Source organism: Streptomyces litchfieldiae (genome assembly GCF_031845365.1).
In the GTDB taxonomy this organism is placed as follows: domain Bacteria; phylum Actinomycetota; class Actinomycetes; order Streptomycetales; family Streptomycetaceae; genus Streptomyces; species Streptomyces litchfieldiae.
This window is the reverse complement of the sequence record NZ_JAVREL010000017.1, coordinates 100,525-124,922: the sequence shown is the minus strand read 5'-3', so window position 1 is coordinate 124,922 and position 24,398 is coordinate 100,525. Positions and strand designations below refer to the sequence as shown.

Annotated in this window: 21 protein-coding genes; 4 read left to right on the top strand and 17 right to left on the bottom strand. The window is 73.4% G+C overall.

The window, feature by feature from the left end; all coding sequences use genetic code 11:
- Positions 1–13: 13 nt before the first annotated feature.
- The 11 genes from RM590_RS25810 to RM590_RS25760 form a co-directional block, all read right to left on the bottom strand.
- Positions 14–1,003 (bottom strand): zinc-dependent alcohol dehydrogenase family protein, encoded by a 990-nt coding sequence (locus RM590_RS25810; RefSeq protein WP_311707112.1) that lies wholly within the window; start codon positions 1,001–1,003, stop codon positions 14–16.
- Positions 1,000–1,839 carry a carbohydrate ABC transporter permease gene (locus RM590_RS25805; RefSeq protein ID WP_311707111.1) on the bottom strand — a complete coding sequence of 280 codons (840 nt, stop codon included), beginning with the start codon at positions 1,837–1,839 and terminating at the stop codon, positions 1,000–1,002. The genes RM590_RS25810 and RM590_RS25805 overlap by 4 nt, the downstream gene beginning before the upstream one ends.
- On the bottom strand, positions 1,836–2,807 hold the full coding sequence (locus RM590_RS25800; protein ID WP_311707110.1) for a carbohydrate ABC transporter permease: 972 nt from the start codon (positions 2,805–2,807) through the stop codon (positions 1,836–1,838). Before RM590_RS25800 ends, RM590_RS25805 begins: the two co-directional genes overlap by 4 nt.
- Positions 2,804–4,159 carry an ABC transporter substrate-binding protein gene (locus tag RM590_RS25795; protein ID WP_311707109.1) on the bottom strand — a complete coding sequence of 452 codons (1,356 nt, stop codon included), beginning with the start codon at positions 4,157–4,159 and terminating at the stop codon, positions 2,804–2,806. Before RM590_RS25795 ends, RM590_RS25800 begins: the two co-directional genes overlap by 4 nt.
- A gap of 94 nt (positions 4,160–4,253) precedes the next feature.
- Positions 4,254–5,015, bottom strand: a complete 762-nt coding sequence (locus RM590_RS25790) for a DeoR/GlpR family DNA-binding transcription regulator (protein ID WP_311707108.1) — start codon at positions 5,013–5,015, stop codon at positions 4,254–4,256.
- Between the two features lie 225 nt (positions 5,016–5,240).
- Entirely contained in the window at positions 5,241–7,208 is a 1,968-nt protein-coding gene (locus RM590_RS25785) for a DUF5107 domain-containing protein (protein WP_311707107.1), read from the bottom strand.
- 78 nt (positions 7,209–7,286) lie between these two features.
- Positions 7,287–7,511: a LapA family protein gene (locus RM590_RS25780; protein WP_311707106.1), complete on the bottom strand. Its 225-nt coding sequence runs from the start codon at positions 7,509–7,511 to the stop codon at positions 7,287–7,289.
- Between the two features lie 90 nt (positions 7,512–7,601).
- Positions 7,602–9,032 carry a glycoside hydrolase family 16 protein gene (locus RM590_RS25775; protein WP_311707105.1) on the bottom strand — a complete coding sequence of 477 codons (1,431 nt, stop codon included), beginning with the start codon at positions 9,030–9,032 and terminating at the stop codon, positions 7,602–7,604.
- A 149-nt stretch (positions 9,033–9,181) separates the two neighbouring features.
- The gene (locus tag RM590_RS25770) at positions 9,182–9,598 is read right to left on the bottom strand and encodes a CBS domain-containing protein (protein WP_311707104.1); all 417 of its coding nucleotides are present in this window, start codon (positions 9,596–9,598) and stop codon (positions 9,182–9,184) included.
- A gap of 444 nt (positions 9,599–10,042) precedes the next feature.
- The gene (locus tag RM590_RS25765) at positions 10,043–11,605 is read right to left on the bottom strand and encodes a serine/threonine-protein kinase (RefSeq protein WP_311707103.1); all 1,563 of its coding nucleotides are present in this window, start codon (positions 11,603–11,605) and stop codon (positions 10,043–10,045) included.
- A 687-nt stretch (positions 11,606–12,292) separates the two neighbouring features.
- A complete protein-coding gene (locus RM590_RS25760) occupies positions 12,293–12,952 on the bottom strand; it encodes a DsbA family oxidoreductase (RefSeq protein WP_311707102.1) in 660 nt (219 codons plus the stop codon).
- A 63-nt stretch (positions 12,953–13,015) separates the two neighbouring features.
- On the opposite strand from RM590_RS25760, the gene RM590_RS25755 reads away from it, so the two are divergent.
- Complete coding sequence (locus RM590_RS25755; protein ID WP_311707101.1) at positions 13,016–13,399, top strand: winged helix-turn-helix transcriptional regulator; 384 nt, start codon at positions 13,016–13,018, stop codon at positions 13,397–13,399.
- Positions 13,400–13,433: 34 nt separating this feature from the next.
- Here RM590_RS25755 and RM590_RS25750 read toward each other — a convergent pair whose 3' ends face one another.
- Together RM590_RS25750 and RM590_RS25745 are read right to left on the bottom strand one after the other, a co-directional pair.
- On the bottom strand, positions 13,434–14,105 hold the full coding sequence (locus RM590_RS25750) for a DedA family protein (protein ID WP_311707100.1): 672 nt from the start codon (positions 14,103–14,105) through the stop codon (positions 13,434–13,436).
- Positions 14,102–14,878 (bottom strand): MBL fold metallo-hydrolase, encoded by a 777-nt coding sequence (locus tag RM590_RS25745; protein WP_311707099.1) that lies wholly within the window; start codon positions 14,876–14,878, stop codon positions 14,102–14,104. The genes RM590_RS25750 and RM590_RS25745 overlap by 4 nt, the downstream gene beginning before the upstream one ends.
- A 124-nt stretch (positions 14,879–15,002) precedes the next feature.
- Between RM590_RS25745 and RM590_RS25740 the strand changes: the two genes are divergently transcribed.
- Both RM590_RS25740 and RM590_RS25735 read left to right on the top strand, forming a co-directional pair.
- The gene (locus RM590_RS25740) at positions 15,003–17,081 is read left to right on the top strand and encodes a phage holin family protein (protein WP_311707098.1); all 2,079 of its coding nucleotides are present in this window, start codon (positions 15,003–15,005) and stop codon (positions 17,079–17,081) included.
- 59 nt (positions 17,082–17,140) lie between these two features.
- A complete protein-coding gene (locus tag RM590_RS25735; RefSeq protein ID WP_311707097.1) occupies positions 17,141–17,446 on the top strand; it encodes a 4a-hydroxytetrahydrobiopterin dehydratase in 306 nt (101 codons plus the stop codon).
- A gap of 6 nt (positions 17,447–17,452) precedes the next feature.
- Here the strand turns inward: RM590_RS25735 and RM590_RS25730 are convergent, their stop codons facing one another.
- Both RM590_RS25730 and RM590_RS25725 read right to left on the bottom strand, forming a co-directional pair.
- A complete protein-coding gene (locus tag RM590_RS25730; protein ID WP_311707096.1) occupies positions 17,453–19,018 on the bottom strand; it encodes a molybdopterin-dependent oxidoreductase in 1,566 nt (521 codons plus the stop codon).
- A gap of 81 nt (positions 19,019–19,099) precedes the next feature.
- Positions 19,100–19,942: an aldo/keto reductase gene (locus tag RM590_RS25725; protein WP_311707095.1), complete on the bottom strand. Its 843-nt coding sequence runs from the start codon at positions 19,940–19,942 to the stop codon at positions 19,100–19,102.
- 133 nt (positions 19,943–20,075) lie between these two features.
- On the opposite strand from RM590_RS25725, the gene RM590_RS25720 reads away from it, so the two are divergent.
- Positions 20,076–21,113: a bile acid:sodium symporter family protein gene (locus RM590_RS25720; protein WP_311707094.1), complete on the top strand. Its 1,038-nt coding sequence runs from the start codon at positions 20,076–20,078 to the stop codon at positions 21,111–21,113.
- On the opposite strand, the gene fdhD is transcribed toward RM590_RS25720, so the two are convergent.
- Both fdhD and RM590_RS25710 read right to left on the bottom strand, forming a co-directional pair.
- Entirely contained in the window at positions 21,005–21,916 is a 912-nt protein-coding gene (gene fdhD, locus RM590_RS25715; RefSeq protein ID WP_311707093.1) for a formate dehydrogenase accessory sulfurtransferase FdhD, read from the bottom strand. The genes RM590_RS25720 and fdhD overlap by 109 nt on opposite strands.
- 136 nt (positions 21,917–22,052) lie before the next feature.
- Entirely contained in the window at positions 22,053–24,329 is a 2,277-nt protein-coding gene (locus RM590_RS25710; protein ID WP_311707092.1) for a beta-L-arabinofuranosidase domain-containing protein, read from the bottom strand.
- Positions 24,330–24,398: the final 69 nt, after the last annotated feature.

Here is a 24,398-nt window from a genome sequence, read left to right as displayed (position 1 = left end):
CGCCGGAAAGGGGCTACGGCACCACCACGATCTTGCGGCCGACGCCCGCCGCGAAGCGGTCAAGGGCGGCCGGGTAGTCGTCCAGCGGCAGCCGGTCGCTGATGAACACGGCCGGGTCCAGCACCCCGGCCGCGAACAGGTCGGCCGCGCGCTCGTAGCTGTGCAGCACCGCCATCGAGCCGGTGATGGTGATCTCCCGGTTGTAGATCTTGTAGGGCTCGATCGTGGCCCGCGTCGCGTAGTCCGAGACGCCGAACTGGAGGAACGTGCCGGCCTTCGCGACCCGGCCCAGGCCGTCCTGGATGGCCGCCGCGTTGCCCGTGGCGTCGATGACGAACTCCCAGCCCTCCGGCCGGTCCAGCTCGGCCGCGCTGGCCGCCGTCGCCGAGCAGCCCAGGGTGCGGGCGGTGGCCAGCCGGTCCGGGTTGACGTCCACGACATCCACGCCGCTGGCGCCGGTGCGCTTGGCCAGCTCCAGCATCATCAGGCCCATCGTGCCCGAGCCGTAGATCAGCACCCGCGCGCCCAGCGTGGACCGCAGCACGTCGTAGCCGCGGATCGCGCAGGACAGCGGCTCGATGAGCGCCGCGTCCTGGAGGCCCACGTGGTCGGGCAGCCGGACGCAGTTGGCGGCGGGCGCGACCGCGTACTCGGCCGCGCCGCCCGCGACGCTCACCCCGATCGCCGCCCAGCGGTCGCACAGGTTGGCGTGCCCGGTGCGGCAGTAGCGGCAGGCGTGGCAGTACAGGGACGGGTCGACGGCGACCCGGTCGCCCACCGCGAGCGCATTCACCTCCCGCCCGAGCGCCACGACCTCGCCGGCGAACTCGTGGCCGGGCACCAGCGGCAGCCGGGGCGCGAACTCGCCCTCCCTGATGTGCAGATCGGTGCCGCACAGCCCGCAGGCGGCCACCTTCACCACGATGTCGGCGGGGCCCGGCGCCGGGTCGGGGACCGTGGTGACCGCGACGCTGCCGACGGATTCGATGAGGGCGGCTTTCACTTGACTGCTCCTAGCGACAGGCCCTGGACCAGCTTGTCCTGGGCGGCGAACCCCGCGGCGAGCACCGGCAGGGAGATGGCGATCGAGGCGGCGGACAGTTGGGCGAGGAACAGGCCCTGGCTGGTGATGAAGCTCGTCAGGAAGACCGGCGCGGTCTCGGCCCGCACCCCGGTCAGCACCCGGGCGAACAGCAGCTCGTTCCAACTGAAGATGAAGCAGATCAGCGCGGTGGCCGCGATGCCGGGCAGGACGATGGGGGCCACCACCTGGCGCAGCACGGCCGGCAGCCGGGCGCCGTCCAACTGGGCCGCCTCGATGACGGAGACGGGGACCTCGGCGAGGAACGACTGAAGCATCCACACCGCGATCGGCAGGTTCATGGAGGTGTAGAGGATGACCAGCAGCCAGACGTGGTCCAGGAACCCGATGTTCCGCGCGAAGAGGAAGACCGGCAGCAGCCCGGCCACCACCGGCAGCATCTTGGTGGACAGGAAGAAGAACAGCACGTCGCGCCAGGCCCGCACCGGCTTGATGGTCAGCGCGTACGCGGCGGGCAGCGCCAGCAGCAGGACGAGCAGCGTGGACGCGACCGACGCGGTGGCGGAGTTGATCAGCGGCGGCCAGGGGCCGTCCCAGATGGAGGTGCCGAAGAACTCGCGATAGCCGTCCAGGGTGAGCGGGGCGGTGAACGCGGGCGGGTTGCTGGCGGCGTCGGACTCCGAGTGGAACGAGGTCAGCACCATCCAGGCCACCGGCAGGAAGAACAGGAGCCCGGCGCACCAGGCGGCCAGACTCAGCGCCGCGCCGCGGACGTTGCGGGGCTTCGTGACGGTCATGACCGGCTCCCCTCTTCGCGGAAGAGCGAGGACACCACGCGCAGCGCGAGGGTGGCGATGAGGAGCGAGCCGACGACGACGAGCACCCCGGCCGCCGACGCCACGCCGTAGTCCTGCGCCTGGTAGAACTCCTGGTAGACGACATAGGGCAGATTGGCCGTGTCGAGGCCGCCGGCGGTGATGGTGAACACCGCGTCGAAGTGCTGGACGATGTAGATCGAGCCGAGCAGCGCGCCCAGTTCGAGGTAGCGGCGCAGGTGCGGCAGCGTGAGGTGGACGAAGATCTGCCAGGCGCCGGCGCCGTCGATGCGGGCGGCCTCGGTGAGTTCGGGCGGGCGGCTCTGGAGCCCGGCGAGCAGGATGAGCATCATGAACGGCGTCCACTGCCAGATCAGCGCCACCTCCACGGCGGCCAGCGGCATGTCGGAGATCCAGTCGGGCTGCGGCGCCGTGAAGCCGAACAGGTCCCCGAAGCGCGCCAACAGCCCGTTGAGCAGTCCGTATTCGGGGTTGAACAGCACGTGCTTCCACAGCAGCGCAGCGGCCACCGGCACCAGCAGGAACGGCGTGATCGTCATCGTGCGGACCAGGCCGCGCCCGGCGAAGCGGCGGTCGAGCAGCAGCGCGAGGCCGAGCCCGAGGACCAGGCTGACCAGCACCACGGTGGCGGTCAGCACGGCGGTGGTGAGGACGGCGCCGCGCAGGTCCGGGTCGCCGAGCACCGTGTCGTAGTTGCCGAGCCCGGTGAACGCGCGCTCGTCGGGGTAGAGGGCGTTCCAGTCCCACAGCGAAATCACCAGCGTTGCGACGAACGGCAGTTGGGTGACCACGACGAGGAAGATCAGGGCGGGCAGCAGGGGCGCGCGGGTGGCCCAGGCCCGGGCGCGGGCGCCCTTGTCCCGGGTGCGGGTCACCCGTGGGGCCGGAGCCGGCGGCGGGGCGGTGGCGGGGGAAGTGGTGGCGGTCATCGGCTCCGGTGCTCCTCCGCGACGTCCTCGGCCAGGCCCTGGGCGGTCTCCAGGGCGTCCTGAACGCTCTGCCGCCCGGCGATGGCCGCGCTGATCTCCTGGGACACCCGGGTGCCGAGGTCGGCGAACTCGGGGATGCCGACGAACTGCACGCCGGGCGCGGGGCGTTCCTGGACGCCCGGGTTCAGCGGGTCGGCCTCGGCGATGGCGTCGCGCGTCACCTCCCAGAAGGCGGCGGCGGCCCGGCGGTACCGGGGGTCGTCATAGGTGGAGGCGCGCTTGCCGGCCGGGACATGGGCCCAGCCGAGGGTCTCGCCGACCAGTTCCTCGTACTCGGCGCCGGACGCCCAGGAGATGAACTCCCAGGCCTCGTCCGCGTGCCGGCTGGCGCCCTGGACGCCCCAGGCCCAGGTGTAGAGCCAGCCGGAGCTCTCCGTCTCCGCCACCGGCGCGGGCACATACCCGATGTCGCCGCGGACCGGGGAGTCCTCGGCCTCCAGCGAGCCGGCCCCGGCGGTGGCGTCGTACCACATGGCGGTGTTGCCCTGGACCATGTTGTTGAGGCACTCGGCGTACCCGGCCTGGGCGGCGCCCGCCTCGCCGTGCTCGCGCACCAGGTCCACATAGAACTCGGTGGCCTCGACGAACTCCGGTTCGGTGAGCGCCGCCTGCCAGTCCGCGGTGAACCAGGTGCCGCCGAAGGTGTTGACGACGGTGGTCAGCGGGGCGATGACCTCGCCCCAACCGGGCAGGCCCCGCAGGCAGATGCCCCGCATGTCGGGCTCCGCCTCGTCCACCTCGGCGGCGAGGTCCGCGACTTCCCGCCAGGTGGGGCGTTCGGGCATGGTCAGCCCGTGCTCGGCGAAGACGTCCCGGCGGTACATCAGGAACGACGACTCGCCGTAGAACGGCTGCGCGTACACGTGGCCGTCGGCGCCGGTGAGGGAGCGCTGGATCGGCGGCAGGATGTCGGCCGCGTCGTAGTCGGGGTCGGCGGAGAGGTATTCGTCCAGCGGGTGGAGCCAGCCGTTGGCGGCGTAGATCGGCGTCTCGTAGTTGCTGATGGTGGCCACGTCGTACTGGCCGGCCTGGTTGGCGAAGTCCTGCCCGATCTTGTCCCGGACCTCGTTCTCGGGCAGCACCGTGAAGTTGACCTCGATGCCGGTCTCCTCGGTGAAGTGCTCCTCGGTGAGCTCCTGGAGCTGGGTCATCTGCGGGTTGTTGACCATGAGGACGTTGATGCTGTCGCCGGAGGAGCCGAGGCCCCCGGCTCCGGCACAGGCGGTGAGCAGCGCGCCCGCCGCCGTGCCGGCGGTGAGGGCTCGCGTGATGCGTCGGCTCTGACTGCGCATGGTCGAGCTCCTGGGTGGGTTTTCGGGCGCGCGCGGCCGGGCCGCGCGGGAGCGCGCGCCCGCGTGGTGTCGGGGAAGGAGCGGAACGGGCCGGTCAGACCCGGATGATCTGCGGCCCCTGGAGGGAGTAGCGGTGGGCCTCGGCGGTGCCGAGGCTGGTACTGGTGACGATCGCGTCGAAGTCGGGAACGTCGGCGAAACGGCAGAAGCTGGCCGCGCCGAACTTGGTGTGGATGCCCGCGAACACCCGCCGCCGGGAGGCGAGTACGGCCTGCCGCTTGACCTCGGCGACCGCCGGGTCTGGGGTGGTCAGGCCGTGCTCGCGGGAGATGCCGTTGGCGCCGATGAACCCGAGGTCGATGACGAACCCGGCCAGCATCTTCGCCGTCCAGTGGTCCACGGTCGCCATGGTGGCGGCCCGGACCCGGCCGCCGAGCAGCAGCACGGTGACGTTGTCGCGGGGTGTGAGCGTGGTGGCGACGGCCAGCGAGGCGGTCACCACCGTCAGGGCGCGGTCCCGGGGCAGCGACTCGGCGATGAGCTGCGGGGTGAAGCCCTCGTCGATGAAGACCGTCTCGGCCTCGCCGGTCAGCTCGGCCGCCGCCGCGGCGATGCGCCGCTTCTCCGGCACGTGCCGCGTCGCCCGCAGGGCGAGCGTCGTCTCGAAGCCGGCGCTCTCCACGGGGTAGGCCCCGCCGTGCGTGCGGCGCAGCAGGCCGTGCGCCTCCAGGACCCGCAGGTCGCGGCGGACGGTCTCCCGGGCCACGCCGAGGTCCCGGGCCAGCCGGGACACCTCGACGGAACCGGCCCGCCGGGCGGCGGTGACGATGGCGCGCTGGCGCTCTTCCGCGGTCATGGCGTGCCTCCTCGCAGCCGCTCCGGTCGGGTGCCCGCTCGGGCCCGTGTCGACTGTTCTACCGTCGCGATACGGGACTGAACAGGCGCGGCGGGGCAGAGTTCGTGCCCGGTTATGCCCGTTTCCCGGGGCCATGACCGGGCGCGGGCCCGGAAACGGTGCCCGCCCGGGCGGCGCGGGCCGCCCGTTCGGTGCCCGATTGCCGCCCGGCGGGGCTGCTGTTGATCAGGCCGGCCGCATGCGGAACTCGTACCGGTCGGGCAGCGGGTCGTCGGTCAACTCGGCCCAGGTGTCGCTCAGCGTCTCGTCGCCCTCGCGGAGATCGGCCACCTCGAACCCGGCGTCGAACACGGCCCGGGCGGCGGCCCGTTGCCCCTGCGCCAGCAGGATCCGGCAGTCCAGCAGCCGGAACCGGCCCGCCTCCCTGGTCGCCGCAGGCAGCCGGTCGAAGACGCCGCGCGCGTCGGCCGCGCGACCCGCGTCCAGCAGCAGCGGCACCGCCTCGCGGGCCAGCGCCGCCAGCGCAGGGCGCGGCACACCCGGGGTATCCAGCGCCAACTCGACGGCGACGCGGGCGAGTTCGGCCGCCCGGTCGCGGTGACCGGCCCACGCCTCCGCCAGCGCCAGACAGCGCAGCGGCCAGGGGCTCGGCCCCGCGGCCAGGGAACGCTCCCAGCTCCGCCGGGCCTGCGCGTGATCCCTGGCGTGCCACTGCGCGACGCCGAGGTGGAAGTCCGTGAGCGGCCCGCCGGGCGCGCACTCCAGCCGCTCCCGCCAGGGCGGGGAGACCGGCCCCGGGCCCGGCGGCCGACCGGGCGCCGCCGTCTCCTCGGGCAGCCGCCCGGTGTCCAGCAGGTGGACCCACGGCCGCTGGTCGGGACCGAGCGTGCCGGGGTCGAACGGGGTGCCGGGCAGCTCGTGGCCGGCGCGCGCGACCTCCAGCGCGCCCCAGCCGCTCGCGGTGTGCAGGGTCTCCTTGGGGTCGAGATCGGCGTACGGCAGCCAGGCCGCGTACGCCGCGTCCACCTCCGCCGCGGGCAGCGCCGCGCCGAGCCGCCGCTCGGTGTGCGCGGTCGCGGCGGCCCAGTCGGCGCCGTGCACCGCCGCCGGATCGGCGGCCAGCGGCCCGAACGCCTCCAGCCAGCGGAACTCGGCGCCCGGCCCCAGCGGCACGTGTTCGAGCTGGGTACGGGCCAGGCCCGCCTGGATCTCGGCGTAGCCCGGGGTGCCGTCCTCGGTCAGCCAGCGCTGCCAGCGCCGCCCGCCCGGGCCCGCCCCCCAGACGAACAGCTTGCGCCCGCGCAGCAGCGCCGTGGAGGTCTGCGCGAAACCCTGGCCGTGCTCGTCCAGCGCGGCCACCCACTTCCGCGCCCCGGGCCGCACCTCGTAGAAGTAGTCCGCCGGGAAGTCGCCGTGCAGCGGATAGCTGCGGTCGGCGCCGTCCCACTCGGGCACCGGGAAACGGCGCAGGCTGCGTTCGTAGCCGAAGTGCCACGCCTCGTCCGCCGGGGCCAGCACCCGGGTGCCGGGGCCCTCGGGGACGGCGATGTTGGTCCACCAGTAGACCGGGACGGTGTGCGCGTGCGGGTTGCGGACGCGCACACCGGCGTAGAGGAAGTCGGAGCCGTCCGGCAGCCACAGATCGACCTGGAACGGCGTGTCGCGCAGCCGTTCCCACTCCCACAGCCGCAGCATGCGCCCGCCGCCGGGGGCGGGCACCACACCGGCGTGCACCGGGGCGCACGAAAGGGTGGTGTGGCCGGTGGCGCCGATGTTCCACTCGATGCCGCCGGAGAACCAGGCGCCGTTGAGCGCGAAGTCGGCGGGCTGGAGAACGGGGTTGGTGTAGAGCAGATCGCGGCCGGTCGGCTTGTGGTAGAGGGAGTGGACGCGACCGCCGAAGTCGGGCAGCACGGTGACGCGCAGCCGGTCGTTCTCGATGACCACGGTCGTCAGTTCGGTGCGAACGCGGCGGCGGCCGTAGCCGTCGCGGAGGCGGGTGGGCAGCATGGTGGCCAGCGGCGCCCAGCCGATCTGGCGGGCCATGTCGGCGGGCAGTGCGGCGCGCTGCCGCCGGTCGATCCGGTGCGCGTCGTCGCGGGGCAGCAGCGGGGGCAGGGGGTTCTCGGGGCCGAGGGCCGCGGCGGGCAGGGTGAGCGAGCCGGGGCGTATGGTGGTCACGGTGCGTGCCATGGTCCCTCCACTGGGCAGCGGCGTGCTGACCATGGAACACGGCGGCGCGCGGGTGAACAACAGGGCCCGTTCGGGGCGTTATCTCCGGCGGCCGAAGTAGAAACCGCACAGGCCACCGATGACCGCCGTGGCGAACAACGCCAGCCACAGCGGCATCGCCACCTCGGGGATCAGCAGCCTGATCTCCGTCCGCCGGGTGTTCCCGAAGATGAAGATCAGAGTGAGGACGCCGAGCGCCGCCAGGGCGACCCGGCCGGGGGTCCAGAAGGCGGTGCCTCGCCTGCTTCTCGTACTGGAAGTCATGTCTCCAGGATGCGGGCGATCGGCGTTTCTCGCCTGGTGGGAGCCCGCGGCCGGGGCGCCGGGGCCGGGCGGCGGCCCGGGTGGGGCGCGTCAGCCGACGTCGTAGGGGATGCGGATCGACGATTGGTTACCGGTGCCCAGAGTGCTGGGGCCGTTGCCGATGGCGCTCCACACCTCGACCCGGACCCGGCCGCCGGACAGGTCGCCGTGCGTACCGGTGGCCGAGGCCAGGCCGCGGCCCTCGGTGTAGTGCTCGTAGCCGGGCAACGGGTCGGTGGCGAAGTAGTGGTACGTCTCCACCCGGTCCCAGGTGCCGTCCCCGGTGCGGTCGTAGGACACCCGGAGCTGCTGGCCGCAGGCGACGGTGCCGCCGGCGTCCACGAAGAGGTCGAACGCGGTCGAGCCGCCGTTGTACGCGCCGGTGACGCCCGAGGCCAGATACGTCTGCGGCTGGTACGGGGTGCCGTCGTGGTTGGCGCCGCCGGCCGAGGCCACGGTGACGGTGGTCGCCGAGCCGCCGGCCGTGCCGAGCCCGCCGCCCTCGCGCAGGTACAGCGTGGCGGACTCGCCGGGCGGCTCGGTGCTGCCGCCGCCGCGGGTCCAGATCGCGACGTAGTCGACCAGCATGGAGCGGCCGGGCACGGTGGCGGCGGTGGGCGTGGCGTGCCCCGCGACGCCGTTGGGGAACGCGCCGCCCATCGCCACGTTGAGCAGCAGGAAGTAGCCGGCGTGGCCGGTCATGTTGGCCCAGGTGGTCGCGTCGACGCGGTTCTCGGCGACCGTGTGGAAGAGCTGGTCGTCCACGTACCAGCGAAGCTGGTTGGGGCTCACCGAGCGGTCCCACTCGAACCGGTAGGTGTGGAAGGCTGACTGGCAGGTGGCGCCGGGGCAGGCGCGGCTGGCGCCGATGCCGTTGTTCTCGTCGCAGGGGCCGCCGGGGCTGACGCCGCAGTGCAGCACGCCCCACACGGAGTTGATGCCGTTGACGTTCTCCATCACGTCGAACTCGCCGATGCCCGGCCAGTTCCAGTAGTTGCCGCGGTAGGGGGAGCCCAGGGCCCAGAACGCGGGCCAGTAGCCGAGGGCGGCCTCGCCCGTGACGTTGGGCATCTGGATGCGGCTCTCGATCCGCAGCACGCCGCCGGCCGGGGCCTTGAAGTCGGCGCGGCGGGTCTCGATGCGGGCGGAGGTCCAGTTGCCGGCGGCGTCGCGCTGCGGCGTGATGCGCAGGTTGCCGCCGCCGTCGAGGCCGAGGTTGGCGGGCGAGTCGGTGTAGGTCTGGATCTCGCCGGTGCCCCAGTTGGCGGGGCCGCCCGGATAGCCGTGCCCGAGGTCGATCTGCCAGTTGGCGGCGGACGGCGGGGAGCCGGCGGCGCCGGTGAAGTCGTCGCTCCACTGCAGATCCCAGCCCGGCGCGGGCGGGACGGCGCCCCGGGCCGGAGAGGTCAGCAGGGCGCCTAACAGCGCGGCGAGGGCCAGGATCGCGGCCGGCCCGGTCCGCGCGGTGAGTCGTGCGGCCATGCGAAAGCGCCTTCCGTGTCGGTGGGGGTACCTGAATGAGAGCGCTCTCAGAATGAGTTGTAGAGGCAGCCGCCGAAGACGTCAATCGGCGTGGGAAGGCCGATGCCCCGGGATTTCCCGGGGCATCGGCCGAAGTCTGGGCGGGCCCGCTACGCGTAGACCCGTTCGACGAACTGGGCCAGTTGGTCGTCGGTGAGATGGTGCGCGAGATCGGCCTCGCTGATCATCCCGACCAGGCGCTTGTTCTCGTCGATCACCGGCAGCCGGCGAATCTGGTGGCTCTCCATCTCCTGGAGCACGTCCTCGACGGGTGCCACCGTGCTGATCCAGCGCGGCGTGCCCTTGCACAGGTCACCGGCGGTCGTCTGCGCCGGATCCCGGCCCGTGGCGACACATGCGACGACGATGTCGCGGTCGGTGATGATCCCGCAGAGACGTTCGTTGGCGTCGCTGACGGGGAGCGCCCCGACGTCGAGCTCGCGCATGACCTGCGCGGCCCGGTCGAGCGTCTCCGTATCGGAGATCCACTGGGCGCCCGGGTTCATGATGTCGGCGGCGGTGGTCATGACTTCCCTCCTCGGATCGGTCAGCACAATCCTCCGCAGCCATCGTCCCCCGGGCGACCGGTGTGCGCCATTCGAGTGAGTTGTCCCAGCGCCTGCCTTCGGATCGATGGGGGCCCTGGGGGCACCTCCCCGGGCGACCGTTCGCCGTTCCCTCGACTTCCGTCGGGGGTACCGGCATGAGTGCTACCGCAGGACGGACTCGGAGACGATCACGCACGAAGTGCTGCCCGCGCAGAGGTGTCCGGCGGCCGGGAGCGCGAGGAGGCGGAGAGGGGCCGGAGAGCCCGGCAGGTGTCTGTGGGTGGACGAGGCGGAGAAGGCGGCGCTGGAGCAGACACTGGCCGAGTGCTGACATGACGCGGTTGGGAGACCGGGCCGCCATCGGCCGAACGGTGGCTGGCGCCGCTGTACACCTGCCAGTGAGAGCGAGTGCCTGTCGGACGGTCATGCGCCCCAGACGTCGGCGTCGTCCTTGCCCTGACCGTATCGAGCAAGGGCTTCTCTCAGTGCGGTCCGCTGCTGGTCCGTCATCGGTCCGAGAACACAGACAGGGACCATGTCGTTGAATGCCTCGGGTCGGTGCGGGAGCGGCCACCCTGCCGGATGGGAGTCGGCCGGGTGCTCGGCGCCTGTGAACTTGATGTGGAGCGCGGCGGACCACAGGAAGCTTTTACTGTTGCCACCCTCTCCAATGGCGAACGCCCGTACGATGTCCCACGGATATTCGCGCCTGTCGAAGCCGCTGGTGGTCCTGATTCCGCGCGGCCCGACCTGCAAAGACCAGGCGGTTTTTGCGGCCGGATAACTCATCGGGAGGAAGACGAGAAGGAGTAGGAGCGTGAACCCTGCGGTGCAGGCGAACAGAATGGACCATGCTGACCACGCGTCGGCTTCGCCATCCTCCGCAGACGTAAACGGTTCGTTGGGGTCCAGTGCCAGCGTGATGAAGAAGCCCGCCAGGAGTACCGTCACCGCAATCGTCATCGAGACGGCCCGGACACGTCGCGGCCGAGTATCGAAGTAGGTGGAAAGGCGATCCTCTCCCGTCCACGAGATGGTGAACGAACTGCCCGGGAGTTCGGATGGTTGCCGGGTACCGTCGATCGCGGGGATGCTCGGTCCAGACGACTCTGCCGCCGTGGTCCGTAAGCCCGAGGCGCCATCCTTCTCCGGGGCAAGGTCCGCCCGCAGCTCCTGAAGGCGTTCATGGACCCGCCGCGCCGACTGGGGACGCCGGTCTGGACGGCGTTGCAGGAGTTCGGCAACCAGGGCGGTCACCGCTGGCGGCAGATCGGGACGAAGGGAATCGAGATGGGGCGCCTCTTCGTCCAGCTTGCGCCGCATGAGCGCGATACCGTTGTGGCCGGTGAAGGGGGGTCGGTTGGCGAGCAGAGTAAAAAGCACGCCGCCGAGGGCATACAGATCCGAGCGTTCGTCACCTCGCTCGGCAAGGAACTGTTCCGGCGCGCCGTACTCCACGGTTCCGGCCGGAGCGAGCTGGGATGAGCGTGCGACGGAGAACGATGCCTGGATGAACCCCGCAATCCCGAAGTCCACGACCTTCACTTGGCCGTCCGAGGTGAGCATCACGTTACTCGGCTTGATGTCGTAGTGGATGATATGGGCCTCATGGGCGGCCATCAGCGCTGAACAGATCCCGCTGGCGATGTCCAGGACGCGCGCCATGGATATGGGATTCTCGGCACGGGCGTATTCGCTGAGCGTCACCCCCTCGACCTTCTCCATGACCAAGAACAGCATGCTCTCGTGCATTCCCCGGTCGTGGAGGGCAACCACGTTGGGATGGTTGATCTGAGCGGCGGCAACCGCCTCACGCTCAAACCGCTGGGGCAGCTCCGGGTGGACGCCCCCGTCGAGGTCGAGCAGCTTGAGTGCGACGTCACGGTGAAGAGTGCGGTCCCGAGCGGCCCACACTTCACCCATGCCGCCCCTACCCAGCCGCTTGAGCAGCTCGTAACGGCCCGCGATCAGCCCCCCGCGCTCCATGCCCTACCTCCGTTGGCCTTGTCGTGCCAGGTGTAGAAGTACGGTCGGCGGCACCAGTGGCGTCGAACAGGTGTCGCGGCGCCGATCGCGTCCGCTCACCTGGTAGACGAAACGAAACCATCCGTTGGTTTCACCCGCGAGACGCCGATGGACCGCGAGGCCGCGGACAGGTCGCCGCGGCGGCCGAGCGGGACCCGGAGAGCCCGACAGCGGTGTCGGGGGCTCGGGGAGCGGCCCCAGGCCGCCGCCCCTCGAAACGATGTCGATGAGGACGAGGACTGGCGAGACGGCCCGGGTCGGACACCGGCCCGGGGGACCGGCGGACGCAGCGCCGCACCAGCGCGCCAGACACCCTGTGCACGGCCTCCGAGATCCCTGGGGCCAACGAGCCGTTCGGCTATGGCGTTTCCGTAACGCCATCCCGCGACGCCCTCGCTGCCGGGCGGCGTGCAACAGCCGTCACCGCCGTGACCTGTGCCGGCTCGAACTGAACACCGCCTCCGCCGTTTTCGACGCCGGCAACGGATCACCGCACTCCCGGCAGCACCGCCTCCCCGCTCCACCCCGATCCCACCACGATCATCCGACCAGGCCAGATCTCCCGACCAGGGTTCTCACATGCCTACTGACCACCGCGCCGCCGCGGTCGGTCCGCGGCCAGTCGCCCGCAGACCGGCGCAGCGGCGATCAGGACTCCGCCAGAGCCTCCTGCCGGGCCCGGGTCAGCGCGTCGCGCAGCACCGCGGCCGGCTGGGCGCCGACCACCGCGTACCGGCGGCCGAGGACGAACGACGGCACCCCGGTGAGCCTCAGCCGCCGCGCCGTGCCGGCGTCCGACCGCACCGCCGCCGCGTGGTCGTCGCCGGCCAGCGTCTCCCGCGCCCGGTCCCCGTCGAGCCCGGCCTCGGCCGCGAGGCCGGCCAGGGCATCGTGGTCGGCCAGCGAGACGCCCTCCGCCGTGTAGGCGGCCATCAGCCGCTCGGTGACCTCCGCCGCCAGCCCCTCCTCGGCGGCGTGGTGGACCAGGCGGTGCGCGTCGAAGGTGTTCACCGGGCGGGCCCGCGCCAACTGGTACTCCAGCCCCTCCCCGGCGGCCGTCTCGCTGACCGACGCGAGCATCTCGGCCACCCGCTCCGGGGCGACGCCCTGCCGGCGGCTGATGTACTCCGGCAGCGTCAGGTCGCCGGCGGTCGGCGCGTCCGGGTCCAACTGGTAGCTGCGCCAGACCACTTGAACCCCGGAGGCCGCCTCCCCAAGGCCGTCGAGGGCCGCCGTCAGGCGGCGCTTGCCGATGTAGCACCAGGGGCAGACGAGGTCGGACCAGATCTCCACGGTGATCTCACTCATGGGCACACCGTAGGGCATGCGACTAACGATTGGTAAGGGCATACCTTTTGGTAAGCTCCGGGCGTGAACGGAGGATCGCAGGTGGAGCGCGAGCGGCTGGATGTTTTCGAGGGCGACTGCCCGGCCCGGACCGTGCTCGACCATGTCACGAGCCGCTGGGGGGTGCTGATCCTGGTCGCCCTGCGAGACGGCCCCCAGCGCTTCTACCAGCTCCGCGACCGCATCGGCGGCATCAGCGAGAAGATGCTCTCGCAGAACCTCCGCCTGCTGACCGGCGACGGCCTGGTCGCACGCGAGGTGGAGCCCGTCGTCCCCGTCCGCGTCAGCTACGCCCTGACCCCGCTCGGCCACGAGGTGACGGCCCCGCTCCAGGCGATGATCGACGTCATCGTGGCCCGCACCCCCGACATCCTGCGCGCCCGCGAGGAGCCGGCCGCCGGCTCCTGACGGGCGCGGGGCAGCCATCCGCCAACGCGCTCGGCTACCCGGAGTTGGGCTCCGCCGCCGGGCCGTGCGGCGGCGGCTGGCGCAGCCGGCGCCAGGCCATCGGGACCGCGGTGATCAGCAGCGTGAGGGCCACGGCCGCGGCCACGCCCTGCCACGGGTGCGGGAACAGCGCGCCGCCCAGCATCCCCAGCAACTGGTACGTCGCGGCCCAGCCCAGCACCGCCGGGAAGTTCCCCCGGAGGTAGACGTGCAGCGGCATCCGCGCCAGCAGGCACGCCAGCATCGCCGGGATGCGGCCGGCCGGCAGCAGCCGGGAGACCAGCAGCACGGCCGCGCCCCGGCGTGCGAGCCGGTCGCGGGCGCGTTCCAGCGGCTCGGGCGCGACCTGGGCGCGCATCCGGTCCAGCCAGCGCGACCCGTTGCGCGACCGGACGCCCCGCCAGCCCAGCCAGTACAGCACCGCGTCGCCCAGGAACGCCGCGGTCGCCGCCACGGCGAAGACCAGCAGCGAGGACACCGCCGCGTCCCGGTGGTGGAACGCGACCGCCGCCGCCGAGCTGACCAGCGCGCCCGTCGGCACCACCGGCACCAGCGCGCCCAGCAGCACCAGCAGGAACAGCGACGGATAGCCGATCGCCTGCTGCGTCGCGTCCGGTGACACCGCCCGCCCGGCGGCCAGCGCGCACTCCGCGCCCGCCGTCGTCATCCGGCCACCGCCAGCCGCACGCGCTCGCCGTGCGCCAGCCGGTGCACGGTGACCGCCGGGGCCAGCCGCGCCGCGTGCCGCACGAACTCGTCGCCGGGGGAGTGGAATTCATGCGGCCGCACGCCCGCCATGCCCAGCGGCCAGAAAGTGCCGTAGTGGATCGGCACGGCGTCGCGCGGCCGCAGCCGGGCCAGCGCCTCCGCCGCCCGCTCCGCGTTCAGATGGCCGTGCCCCAGCCCCGGCCCCCAGCCGCCCACCGGCAGCAGCGCCATGTCCACCGGCCCCGTCTCGCGCGCCATCGCGTCGAACAAATCCGTGTCCCCCGCGTAGTACGTCCGCGCCTCGCCATCCACCACAAAGCCCAGCGCGGACACCCGGCGCGGCCCGAACGGCAGCCGCCGCCCGTCGTGCGCCGCCGGCACGGCGCGGATCGTCAGTCCGCCCACGGGAACCTTGTCGCCCGGCGTAACCTCGCACACCTCCAGCCGTGCGGCCAGCCTCCGCAAGCCCCGCACCGCCCGCAGGGCACCGCGCGGGGCCACCAGCGGCGTGCCGGCCGCCAGCCGGGCCAGGGAGCGGAGATGCAGATGATCGGCGTGCAGATGCGAAACGAGCACCACGTCCGCGCGGTGCGCCGTCACCGGGGGCACCGAGCCGCGCCGCCGCCACAGATGGGCACACCGGTGGGTGAACAGCGGATCGGTGAGCACCGTGGTGCCCGAGTCCACGACCGACGCCGTCGCATGCCCCCACCAGGTGATGTCCACCGGCACGGAGAACTCCTTCCGCCCCTGCACACGTTTCCGTGACGCCACCGGACGCCGCCGGCTCCCACCAGCATGCCAGGCGGCGCGTTGTGGAGAATTGCACACCGGACGGAAGGGCAGGTCGGTACGGGTGACGGCATGGCGGAACGGGGGCGCGGCCCTGCTGCGCGTGCTGGCCGTATGGGCGGTCGGCACGCTCACCATGGTGCTGCTGGCGCTGGTGCTGCCCGACTTCCGGCTCCAGTCCGCCGACGGCGACAGCTTCACCCGCGTCGGGGTGACCGCGGCCCTCGGCGCCGGCTGCTTCAGCCTGCTCAACGCCCTGGTGTGGCCCTGGCTGGTCCGCGCCCTGCTGCTCGTGCCCGCGCTCGCCCTGGGCTCGCTGGTCTTCCTGCTCAACGGGTCGCTGCTGTGGCTCGCCCTGAGCGCCACCCCCGACGGCCGCGGCACGGCCGGCCCCGGCACGGCCGTCGTGGTCGCCGCCGTGATGTCCGTGACCGCCTCCGCCACCAGCACGTTCCTCGCCACCCGGGACCCCGGCGCGCAGTCCCGCCGGCTGCGGCGGCTGGCCGGCCGGCGCGCCTCCGCCCCCGCCCGGCACTCGGTGACCCCGGGCATCGTCTTCCTCCAGCTCGACGGCATCGGCTACGACGTGCTGTGCGAGGCCATCGACGGCGACCGGCCGGTGATGCCGGCGGTCGCCGCCCTGTGCGGCACCAGCCACCGGCTGACGCTCTGGCACACCGACTGGTCCAGCCAGACCGGCGCCGCGCAGCTCGCGATCCTGCACGGCAGCAACGAGGACGTGCCCGCGTTCCGCTGGTACGAGAAGGAGACCGGCGAGGTCATCGTCAGCAACCGGCCCTCCAGCGCGGCCGAGCTCCAGCGCCGCGCCGTGGCCCGCAGCGGCGTCCCCGGGCTGCTGGCCCACGACGGCGCCAGCCGGGGGAACCTGTTCACCGGCGGCGCCGGGCAGGCCGCGCTCGTCCTGTCCGTCGCCGCCCGCCGCCGCCCCGGACAGCGGTCCCGCGCCGGGTACTTCGCGTACTTCGCCGACCCGGCCAACGCCGCCCGCACCGCCGCGTCGTTCCTCGCCGAGCTGGTCCGCGAGGTGGGCCAGGCGCTGCGCGCCCGGCTCGCCGGGGAGCGGCCCCGCGTCAGCCGCGGCGGGCTCTACCCGCTGATCCGGGCGTTCGCGACGGTCGTGCAGCGCGACGTGGTCACCGCCGCCGTCATCGGCGACGTGCTCACCGGCCGCACCTCCGTCTACGCCGATCTGGTCGCCTACGACGAGGTCGCCCACCACTCCGGGCCGCGCGGCCGCGACACCCGGCAGGTGCTGGCCCGCCTCGACCGGTGCGTCGACCTGATCGCGCGCGCCACCCACCACGCGCCCCGCCCCTACCACCTGGTGCTGCTGTCCGACCACGGGCAGAGCCAGGGCGAGCCGTTCGCGGCGGCCTACGGCCACTCGCTGGAGGAGCTGGTCCGCATCGGCTGCGGGCGCCCGGTGCCCCGGCAGCCGCGCCGCCCCGAGACCGGCGCGGAGGCGCGCGGCGCGGCGCGCGTCGCCCTGCACCGCCCCGAGCGGCCGCCGGAGCCGCCGGGCGCGGCGAACGGCGAGGGCGCCGCGGGCGGCGGACCGGGCGGGCGGACCGCGCCCGTTGTCCTCGGCTCGGGCAACCTGGGCCTGGTCTCCTTCCCGGACCTGCCGGGCCGGGCCTCCCGGCAGGCCATCGAACGGCGCTACCCCGCGCTGCTGCGCACCCTGGCCGAGCACCCCGGCATCGGCTTCCTGCTGGTGGACGACGAGCGGCACGGCCCGGTCGTGCTGGGCGCCGGCGGCGCGGAACACCGGCTCGCCACCGGCGAGATCACCGGCCACGACCCGCTGACCCCGTTCGGCCCCGGCGCGGCGGCGGCCGTCCGGCGCGCGGCCGGCTTCCCGCACGCCGCCGACATCATGGTCAACTCGTCGGTGGACCCCCGCACCGGCGCGGTGCACGCGTTCGAGGACCAGATCGGCTGCCACGGCGGCCTCGGCGGGGAGCAGACGCGGGCGTTCCTGATGTCGCCGCTGGCGCTGTCCGCCCCGGCCGGCGAGCTGGCCGGCGCCGAGGCCGTGCACGAGGAACTGCGCCGCTGGCAGCGGGAGGCGATGGCCCAGCCGGCCCAACGCGCGGGCGCGCCCGCGCCGGCCGCCCCCTAGGGTGGGACACACCCCACGCCATGAGCAGGACCGCGCATTTCGCGGGAAGGGAGCACCGAATGGCCCCGCAGCCGTTGACCGAGGTGGAGATCGCCGAGTCCCTGAGCGGGCTGCCCGGCTGGACGTTTCAGGCCGGCCGCCTGGTGCGCAGCTATGGCCTGAGCAGCCATCTGGCGGCCGTCTCCCTGCTGGTGCACGTCGCCACCATCCAGGAGGAGCTGAACCACCACGCGGACCTGACGGTGACCTACGACCGGCTCGGCATCGCCGTGCACACCCACAGCGTGGGCGGCAAGGTCACCGAGCTCGACGTCCAACTGGCGCGCCGCATCGACGAAGTCGCGCCCGCCCACGGCGCGAGCTGAGCCTCCCTAGCCCTCCCGCACCTCAAGGGTGACGGTGTGCCAGCCGGTGGCGCCGTCGGGGGCCGTGCCGGTGGTCGTTTCCGTCTGGGTGCGGCCCGCGCGGTCGGTGGCCCGTACCTGGAGCCGGTGCTCGCCCGGCTCGGCCGTCCAGTCCCACCGCCACTGCCGCCAGGTGTCGGCCGTGTCCTCGGCGGCGAGCTCCGCCTCCTGCCAGGGCCCGTCGTCCACCCGTACCTCGACCCGTTCGATGCCGGTGTGCTGGGCCCACGCGACGCCCGCCACCGGCACGCGGCCGGCCACCGGCGGCGACGAGGGGCGCGGGGTGTCGATGCGGGACTGGGTCTTGATCGGCCCCTGTTCGGCCCAGCCGCGGTCCACCCAGTAGGCGTCGAAGTCGTCGAACGTGGTCAGCTCCAGCCCTTGCAGCCATTTGCACGCCGACACATAGCCGTACAGGCCGGGCACCACCATCCGCACGGGGAAGCCGTGTTCGAACGGGAGCGGTTCGCCGTTCATGCCGACCGCGAGCAGCGCGTCCCGGCCGTCCATGACCGTCTCCAGCGGGCTGCCCAGCGTCATCCCGTCCACGGAACGGGCCACCAACTGGTCCGCCGGCCCGCCCTCCGAGGGCGGGCGGACGCCGGCCTCGCGCAGCACGTCGGCCAGTTGGACGCCGATCCAGCGGGCGTTGCCGATCAGTGTGCCGCCGACCGGGTTGGACACACAGGTCAGCGTGATGTCGCGTTCGACCAGCTCCCGCCGCAGCAGTTGGTCCAGCGTCATGGTCACCGGGCGCGGCACGCCCCGGCCGGAGACCCGCAGTCGCCACCGGGTGGCGTCCACGCGAGGGACGCGCAGCGCGGTGTCGATGCGGTAGAAGAGCCTGTTCGGCGTGAGGAACGGGCCCAGCCCCGGCACGTCGAGCTCGGCGGCGGGCGGGACCGGCGCGGCCGGGACGTCCGGCGCCGGAATGGTCAGCGCGGCGCGGGAGGCGGCGGCCTCGGCGGAGTCGGCGGAGTGCAGGGCGCGGCCCCACAGCCCGGCGCCGGCCGACGCCGCCGCGGCAGCGCCGAGCGCCGTCAGGAAGCCGCGCCGGTCGAAGCCGTCGCCGTCCCCGGCCGCGCCGTCCGGCGATTCGGCGAGCCGGCCGGCCAGCACCCACAGCACCGCGCCGGCGGCGACCGCCGCCAGCACCGAGGGCCAGGCGTCGCCCCCTCCCGCGTCCGGCCGCGTCACCGCCGCCGCGACGCCGACCAGGCCGAACAGCGCGGCACCCGCCGGGCCGATGAGCCGGAACCGCGGCGCCAGCGCGCCCAGGACGGCGGCGCACAGCCCGAGCACCGCCACGATGCCGATCTCCAGCGCCAGCTTGTCGTTGGTCCCGAAGACGTCGATCGCCCAGTCGGTCAGCCCCACCGGGGCCAGCTCGATCGCCGCGTCGCCCACCGCCGTGACCGGGCTCGCCTCCCGCCGCACCGCCGCCGAGGCCAGTTCCCCGGCGGCCAGTCCGGCCGCCCCGGCCACCAGCCCGCCGAGCGCGCCCAGCGCGCGTTGCCCACTCCTACCGCTCACTCCGCCATTCGACTCCACCAAGGGCGCGCCGCGACAGGTCTGGAAAAGAACGAAACGCTGACATCCGCCGGCCGGCCGGGCTCAGCTCCAGTCGAAGGTGTCCGGGTCGGCGCCGAACCGGGTGCCGGAGTCGAGGGCGGCGATGGCCGCCATGTCCTCGTCGTCCAGCTCGAAGTCGAACACGTCGATGTTCTCCTTGATCCGCGAGGGCGTCACGGACTTCGGGATCGCGATGATGCCGAGCTGGAGGTGCCAGCGGAGCACCACCTGCGCGGGGCTGCGGCCGTGCTTGCGCGAGAGGCCGGCCAGCGCCGCGTCGTCCAGCAGGCCCTTGCCCTGGCCCAGCGGCGAGTACGCCTCGGTGGCGATGCCCAGTTCGGCGTGCAGGGCCCGGCACTCGCTCTGCTGGAGATAGGGGTGCAGCTCGATCTGGTTGACGGAGGGAACGACCCCGGTCTCCTCGACGGCCCGCCGCAGGTGCTCGGGCTTGAAGTTGGAGACGCCGATGGCCCGGGCGCGGCCGGTGCGGTGAAGCTCGTCGAACGTGCGCAGGATCGTGAGGTAGTCGTCCCGCATGGGGCGCGGCCAGTGGACCAGGTAGAGGTCGAGGTAGTCCAGGCCGAGGCGGGCCAGGGAGGTGTCGAACTCCCGCAGCACCGCGTCCCGCGTCCAGGTCTCGGCGGAGCTGTTCCACAGCTTCGTGGTGATGAACAGCTCCTCGCGCGGCAGCCCGGACGTCGCCAGGGCCCGGCCGGTGCCCTCCTCGTTCCCGTAGATCGCGGCGGTGTCGATACTGCGGTATCCCTCGGCCAGAGCCCGGCCGACGGCGATCTCCGCGTCGGCGTCGGGCACCTGCCAGACGCCGAAGCCGAGCTGAGGCATCTGCACGCCGTTGTTGAGGGTCACGGTGGGAACGCTGCTCACTGGCGAATCAGTCCTTGTCTGAGCGGATTACGGCCATGGAATGATCGGACGTTGTCTGGTTTCCATCGTCCATGATCGGCTCGCCGGGCGCACGCCCGGGGCCCCGGCACCCTTGGGGGATTCGGGGGAGAGGATGTCCGCTGTGCGCAGGCTGGCCCGGGTGCTGGACCCCTATATCGTGCTGCTGCTCTGCACGGTCGGGCTGGCCGCCCTGCTGCCGGCCTCCGGCTCGGCCGCCGACACGGTGGACGGCGCCGCCACCGGCTTCATCGGGCTGCTGTTCTTCCTCCACGGCGCGCGGCTGTCCACCCGCGAGGCGCTGGACGGGCTGCGCCACTGGCGGCTCCATCTGACCGTCCTCGCCTGCACGTTCGCGGTCTTCCCGCTTTTCGGACTGGGCGCCCGCGGCCTGGTGCCCTGGCTCGTCGCCGACGACCTCTACGACGGCCTGCTCTTCCTGTGCCTGGTGCCCTCCACCGTCCAGGCCTCGATAGCCTTCACCTCCATCGCCCGGGGCAACGTCCCGGCCGCCATCGCCGCCGGCTCGTTCTCCAGCGTGCTGGGCGTGTTCCTCACCCCGCTGTTCGCCGCCGCGCTGATCGGCGGCACCGGCGGCTTCTCCGCCGACTCGCTGCTGGCCATCGGCGGCCAACTGCTGCTGCCGTTCCTGCTCGGCCAGGCGCTGCGCCGCTGGATCGGCGCGTTCGTCAAACGCCACCGCGCCGCGCTGTCCGTGGTGGACCGCGGCTCGATCCTCATCGTCGTCTACGCCGCGTTCAGCGAGGGCATGAACCAGGGCGTCTGGAACGAGGTGAGCTGGCGCCGGCTGGTCGCCCTCTTCGGGGTGGAGGCCGTGCTGCTGGCCGCCATGCTGCTGCTCACCGGCTTTGCCGCGCGCCGGCTGGGCTTCGGCCGCGACGACCGCGTCGTCATCGTGTTCGCCGGGTCCAAGAAGTCGCTGGCCTCCGGGCTTCCCATGGCCAGCGTCCTCTTCCAGGACCAGGCCGCGCTCGTGGTGCTGCCGCTGATGATGTACCACCAGACCCAGCTCATCGTCTGCGCCTATCTGGCCAGACGCTGGTCGCGCGACCCCGGGATCGACGGCGACACCGACGGCGCGTCCGGCGCCCCGGCCGCGCCCGGCAAGGCCAGCCGCTCGGCTCCCGCGTAGACGTTCATCGACGTCCCTCGCAGGAAGCCGACCAGCGTCAGCCCCGACTCACCGGCCAGGTCCACGGCCAGCGCCGAGGGCGCGGACACGGCGGCGAGGACCGGGATGCCCGCCATCACCGCCTTCTGCACCAGCTCGAACGACGCCCGGCCCGAGACCATCAGCACCGTCCCGGCCAGCGGCAGCCGCCCGCGCGTCAGCGCCCGGCCCACCACCTTGTCCACCGCGTTGTGCCGCCCCACGTCCTCCCGCACGTCCAGCAGCTCGCCCTCCCCGGTGAACAGCGCCGCCGCGTGCAGCCCGCCGGTGCGCGCGAACACCCGCTGCGCCTCGCGCAGCCGGTCCGGCAGCGCGGCCAGCACCTCCGGCCGCAGCCGCGGCCCGCCCGCCAGCGGCAGCGGCCAGCGGGCCGTGGTGCGCACCGCGTCCAGGCTCGCCTTGCCGCACAGCCCGCACGAGGAGGTGGTGTAGACGTTGCGCTCCAGCCGCTCCAGCGTGATGTCCGGCAGCGGCACGCCCTCGGCCAGCCGGACGTCGACCACGTTGTAGGTGTTGCCGCCGTCGCTGGTGGCCCCGGCGCAGTACGCCACGCCGGCCACCTCCTCGGCCCGCGTCAGCACGCCCTCGCCGACCAGGAAGCCCAGCGCCAGCGCGAAGTCGTCGCCCGGCGTGCGCATCGTGACCGTGACGGGGTGGCCGTTCACCCGGATCTCCTGCGGCTCCTCGCCGACCAGCGCGTCCGCGCGCTCGCTGACCCGCCCGTCCCTGATCCGTACCACGCGGCGCCGCTCGATCCTTGCCATGACGCCATCATCCCCCCGGCCGGCCCGGGCGTGACCCGCCGGGCCGCGCCCGCCCGGCGTTCTCCGCCCCGCCCGCCACGCGAACGGGCGGCGCGTTCACGGGCGGGCCGTCCCCGGACGGGGGAACGGGCGCCGGTCAGCGCCGCAGGAGCCGCACCAGGTGCACCTCGGGCGTCGCCGAGCCGGGCGCCGCGGTGAGGCGCACCTCGAAGCGCCCGTCCGCCGCCGCGGCGGCGCGCATCGCGTCGGTGAGCGGGCGGCTCAGCTCGTAGAACGTGCCCTCCGGCGCGCCGGATCCGTCGACCGCCGCGAGCGGATGGCCGTTGACCGTTATCTGGCAGGCGCGCCGGTCGCCGGTGCCCACGCAGGTGAGCGAGAGCTCGGCCGCCTCGCCCGAGGCGTCGCGCAGCGTGTATCCGAACCAGCCGGTCGCGCTGCGGCAGCGCCGGTCGCCGGTGGCACCCGCCCGGGTGTCCGCGCCGTCGAAGTCGTGTTCCGTCTCGGGCTGTTGCTCACCGGCGGCGACCTTGTCCGCGGTCCGCTCGTCCAGCCGCAGCCCGGTCTCGTCGGCGCGGCGCAGCTCCGCGCGGCGGCGCTGAAGCGTCTCGGGCGTCGCCGTGGACCAGTAGACGGTGTACCGCGCGTCGTGGATGCCGGCGAACGGCTCCAGGACGACCGGCTCGGTGTCCGTGTCCAGGAGGAACGTGCCCGCCTCGGCGTCCAGCGGCTTCAGCGCGGATGCCGGGGGATCGGCCGTCACCACCGGCACGCCGGCCAGGGCGTGCAGCGGACCGGCCGCGACATGGCCCATCCGGCTGTCGTCGGCTACCAGGCCGTCCAGCCCATGGGTCCCGGCGCGGGCGGCCAGCACGGCCGGGCCGTGGCGGAAGGACACCCAGGGCGAGCCGTCCGGCAGCGGCTCGGCGACCGTGGCCGCCGCCAGTTCGACGGTCACCCGGTCGCCGTCCGCCCAGCGCCGGGTGACGGGCACCCGGCCGTCCGGCCCTGGCTCGGCGGGGACGGGGGAGCCGTTGACGGCGACGGTCATCGCCGCAGCCCAGGCGGGCCGGCGCAGCCGCAGGGTGAACTCGCGTGGGCCGGTGGTGAGTCCGAGGTCGAGGGAGATCTCCCGGCCGTCCGGGAAGCCGGCGCGCTGGGTGAGGGTGAGGCCGCGCTCGGGCCAGTCGAGGGTGGACGGCAGGTAGAGGTGGACGGCCAGGTCGTCGCCGTCGTGGGTGTAGATCAGCTCGCCGTACCGGGCGTGGTTCTCCAGGCCGGTGCCCACGCAGCACCAGAAGCAGTGCTGAGGGCTGGAGTAGACCCGGTAGTGCGCCGGGCGCATCGGCGTGAAGTAGACGAAGCCGGGCCGGTCGGGGTGGACGCTGGACAGCACGTGGTTGAACGTGGCGCGTTCGTAGAAGTCGATCAGCTCCGGCCGGGGCGCGGCGAGGAACAGCATGCGGGCCAGCTTCAGCATGTTGGCGGTGTTGCAGGTCTCCGGGCCCTCGCGGTCCTCGATGACGCGCGTGTAGTCGGTGGCGGAGTGGAAGTGCTCGCCCACGCTGTTGCCGCCGACACTGACGCTGCGGTGACCGGCGACGCGCTCGAAGAAGAACGCGGCGGCGCGCGCCAGTTCGGGGTCGCCGGCCACCTCCGCCGTCCGCTGCCAGCCGACGGCCTTGGGGATCTGGGTGTTGGCGTGCAGGCCGTCGAGCGCGTCGCGGCCCGCCAGCGCCGGGTCCAGCAGCGCGCGGTGGGAGAACCGGCGCGCCATCGCGAGGTGGTCGGCGCGCCCGGTGCGCGCGGCGAGCTCGGCGAACGACTCGTTCATCCCGCCGAACTCCGTCGCCAGGATCTCCTCGAAGCCGTCGTCCGACAGCCCGGCGGCCAGGCCCAGCCACCAGTCGGCGAACCGGACGGCCATCCGCAGCGCCCGCTCGTCGCCGGTGTACCGGTGCGTGTCCAGCAGCCCGGCGAAGGTCTTGTGCAGGTTGTAGAGCGGCACCCAGCGGTCGTCCAGCGCGAAGCCGCTCGCCGTGACCTCGCCGGCGGCCAGCCGGTCCCACAGCTCGGCCCCGCGCGGCACCCCGCCCAGATACCCGGTGCCCAGCGCGTCCTGGCACTCGGCGAGCCGCTCGACCACATACGCCGCGCGGTCCTTCAACTCCGGGCGCCCGGTCGCCGCGTACAGCAGCGAGGCGGCCGACAGGTAGTGCCCGCCGATGTGGCCGTCCAGCCCGCCGCTCTCCCAGTTGCCATAGCTTTTCGCCACCGGCGGCAGCCCGGCCTCCCGCCGGAACGGCGCCAGCAGCCGGTCCGGGTCCAGCTCCGACAGGTAGGCGACGCACGCGTCTTGGGCGCGCAGGAACGGGCCGTCGAGCAGGCGTGTCCGGTCCAGGGCGAAGGCTTCCATGCCACGATCGTCGCCGACGGGCGGCCGGGGCACCAGCCGTCGCCGGCGCCCGGTGACCGGCCCGGGCGC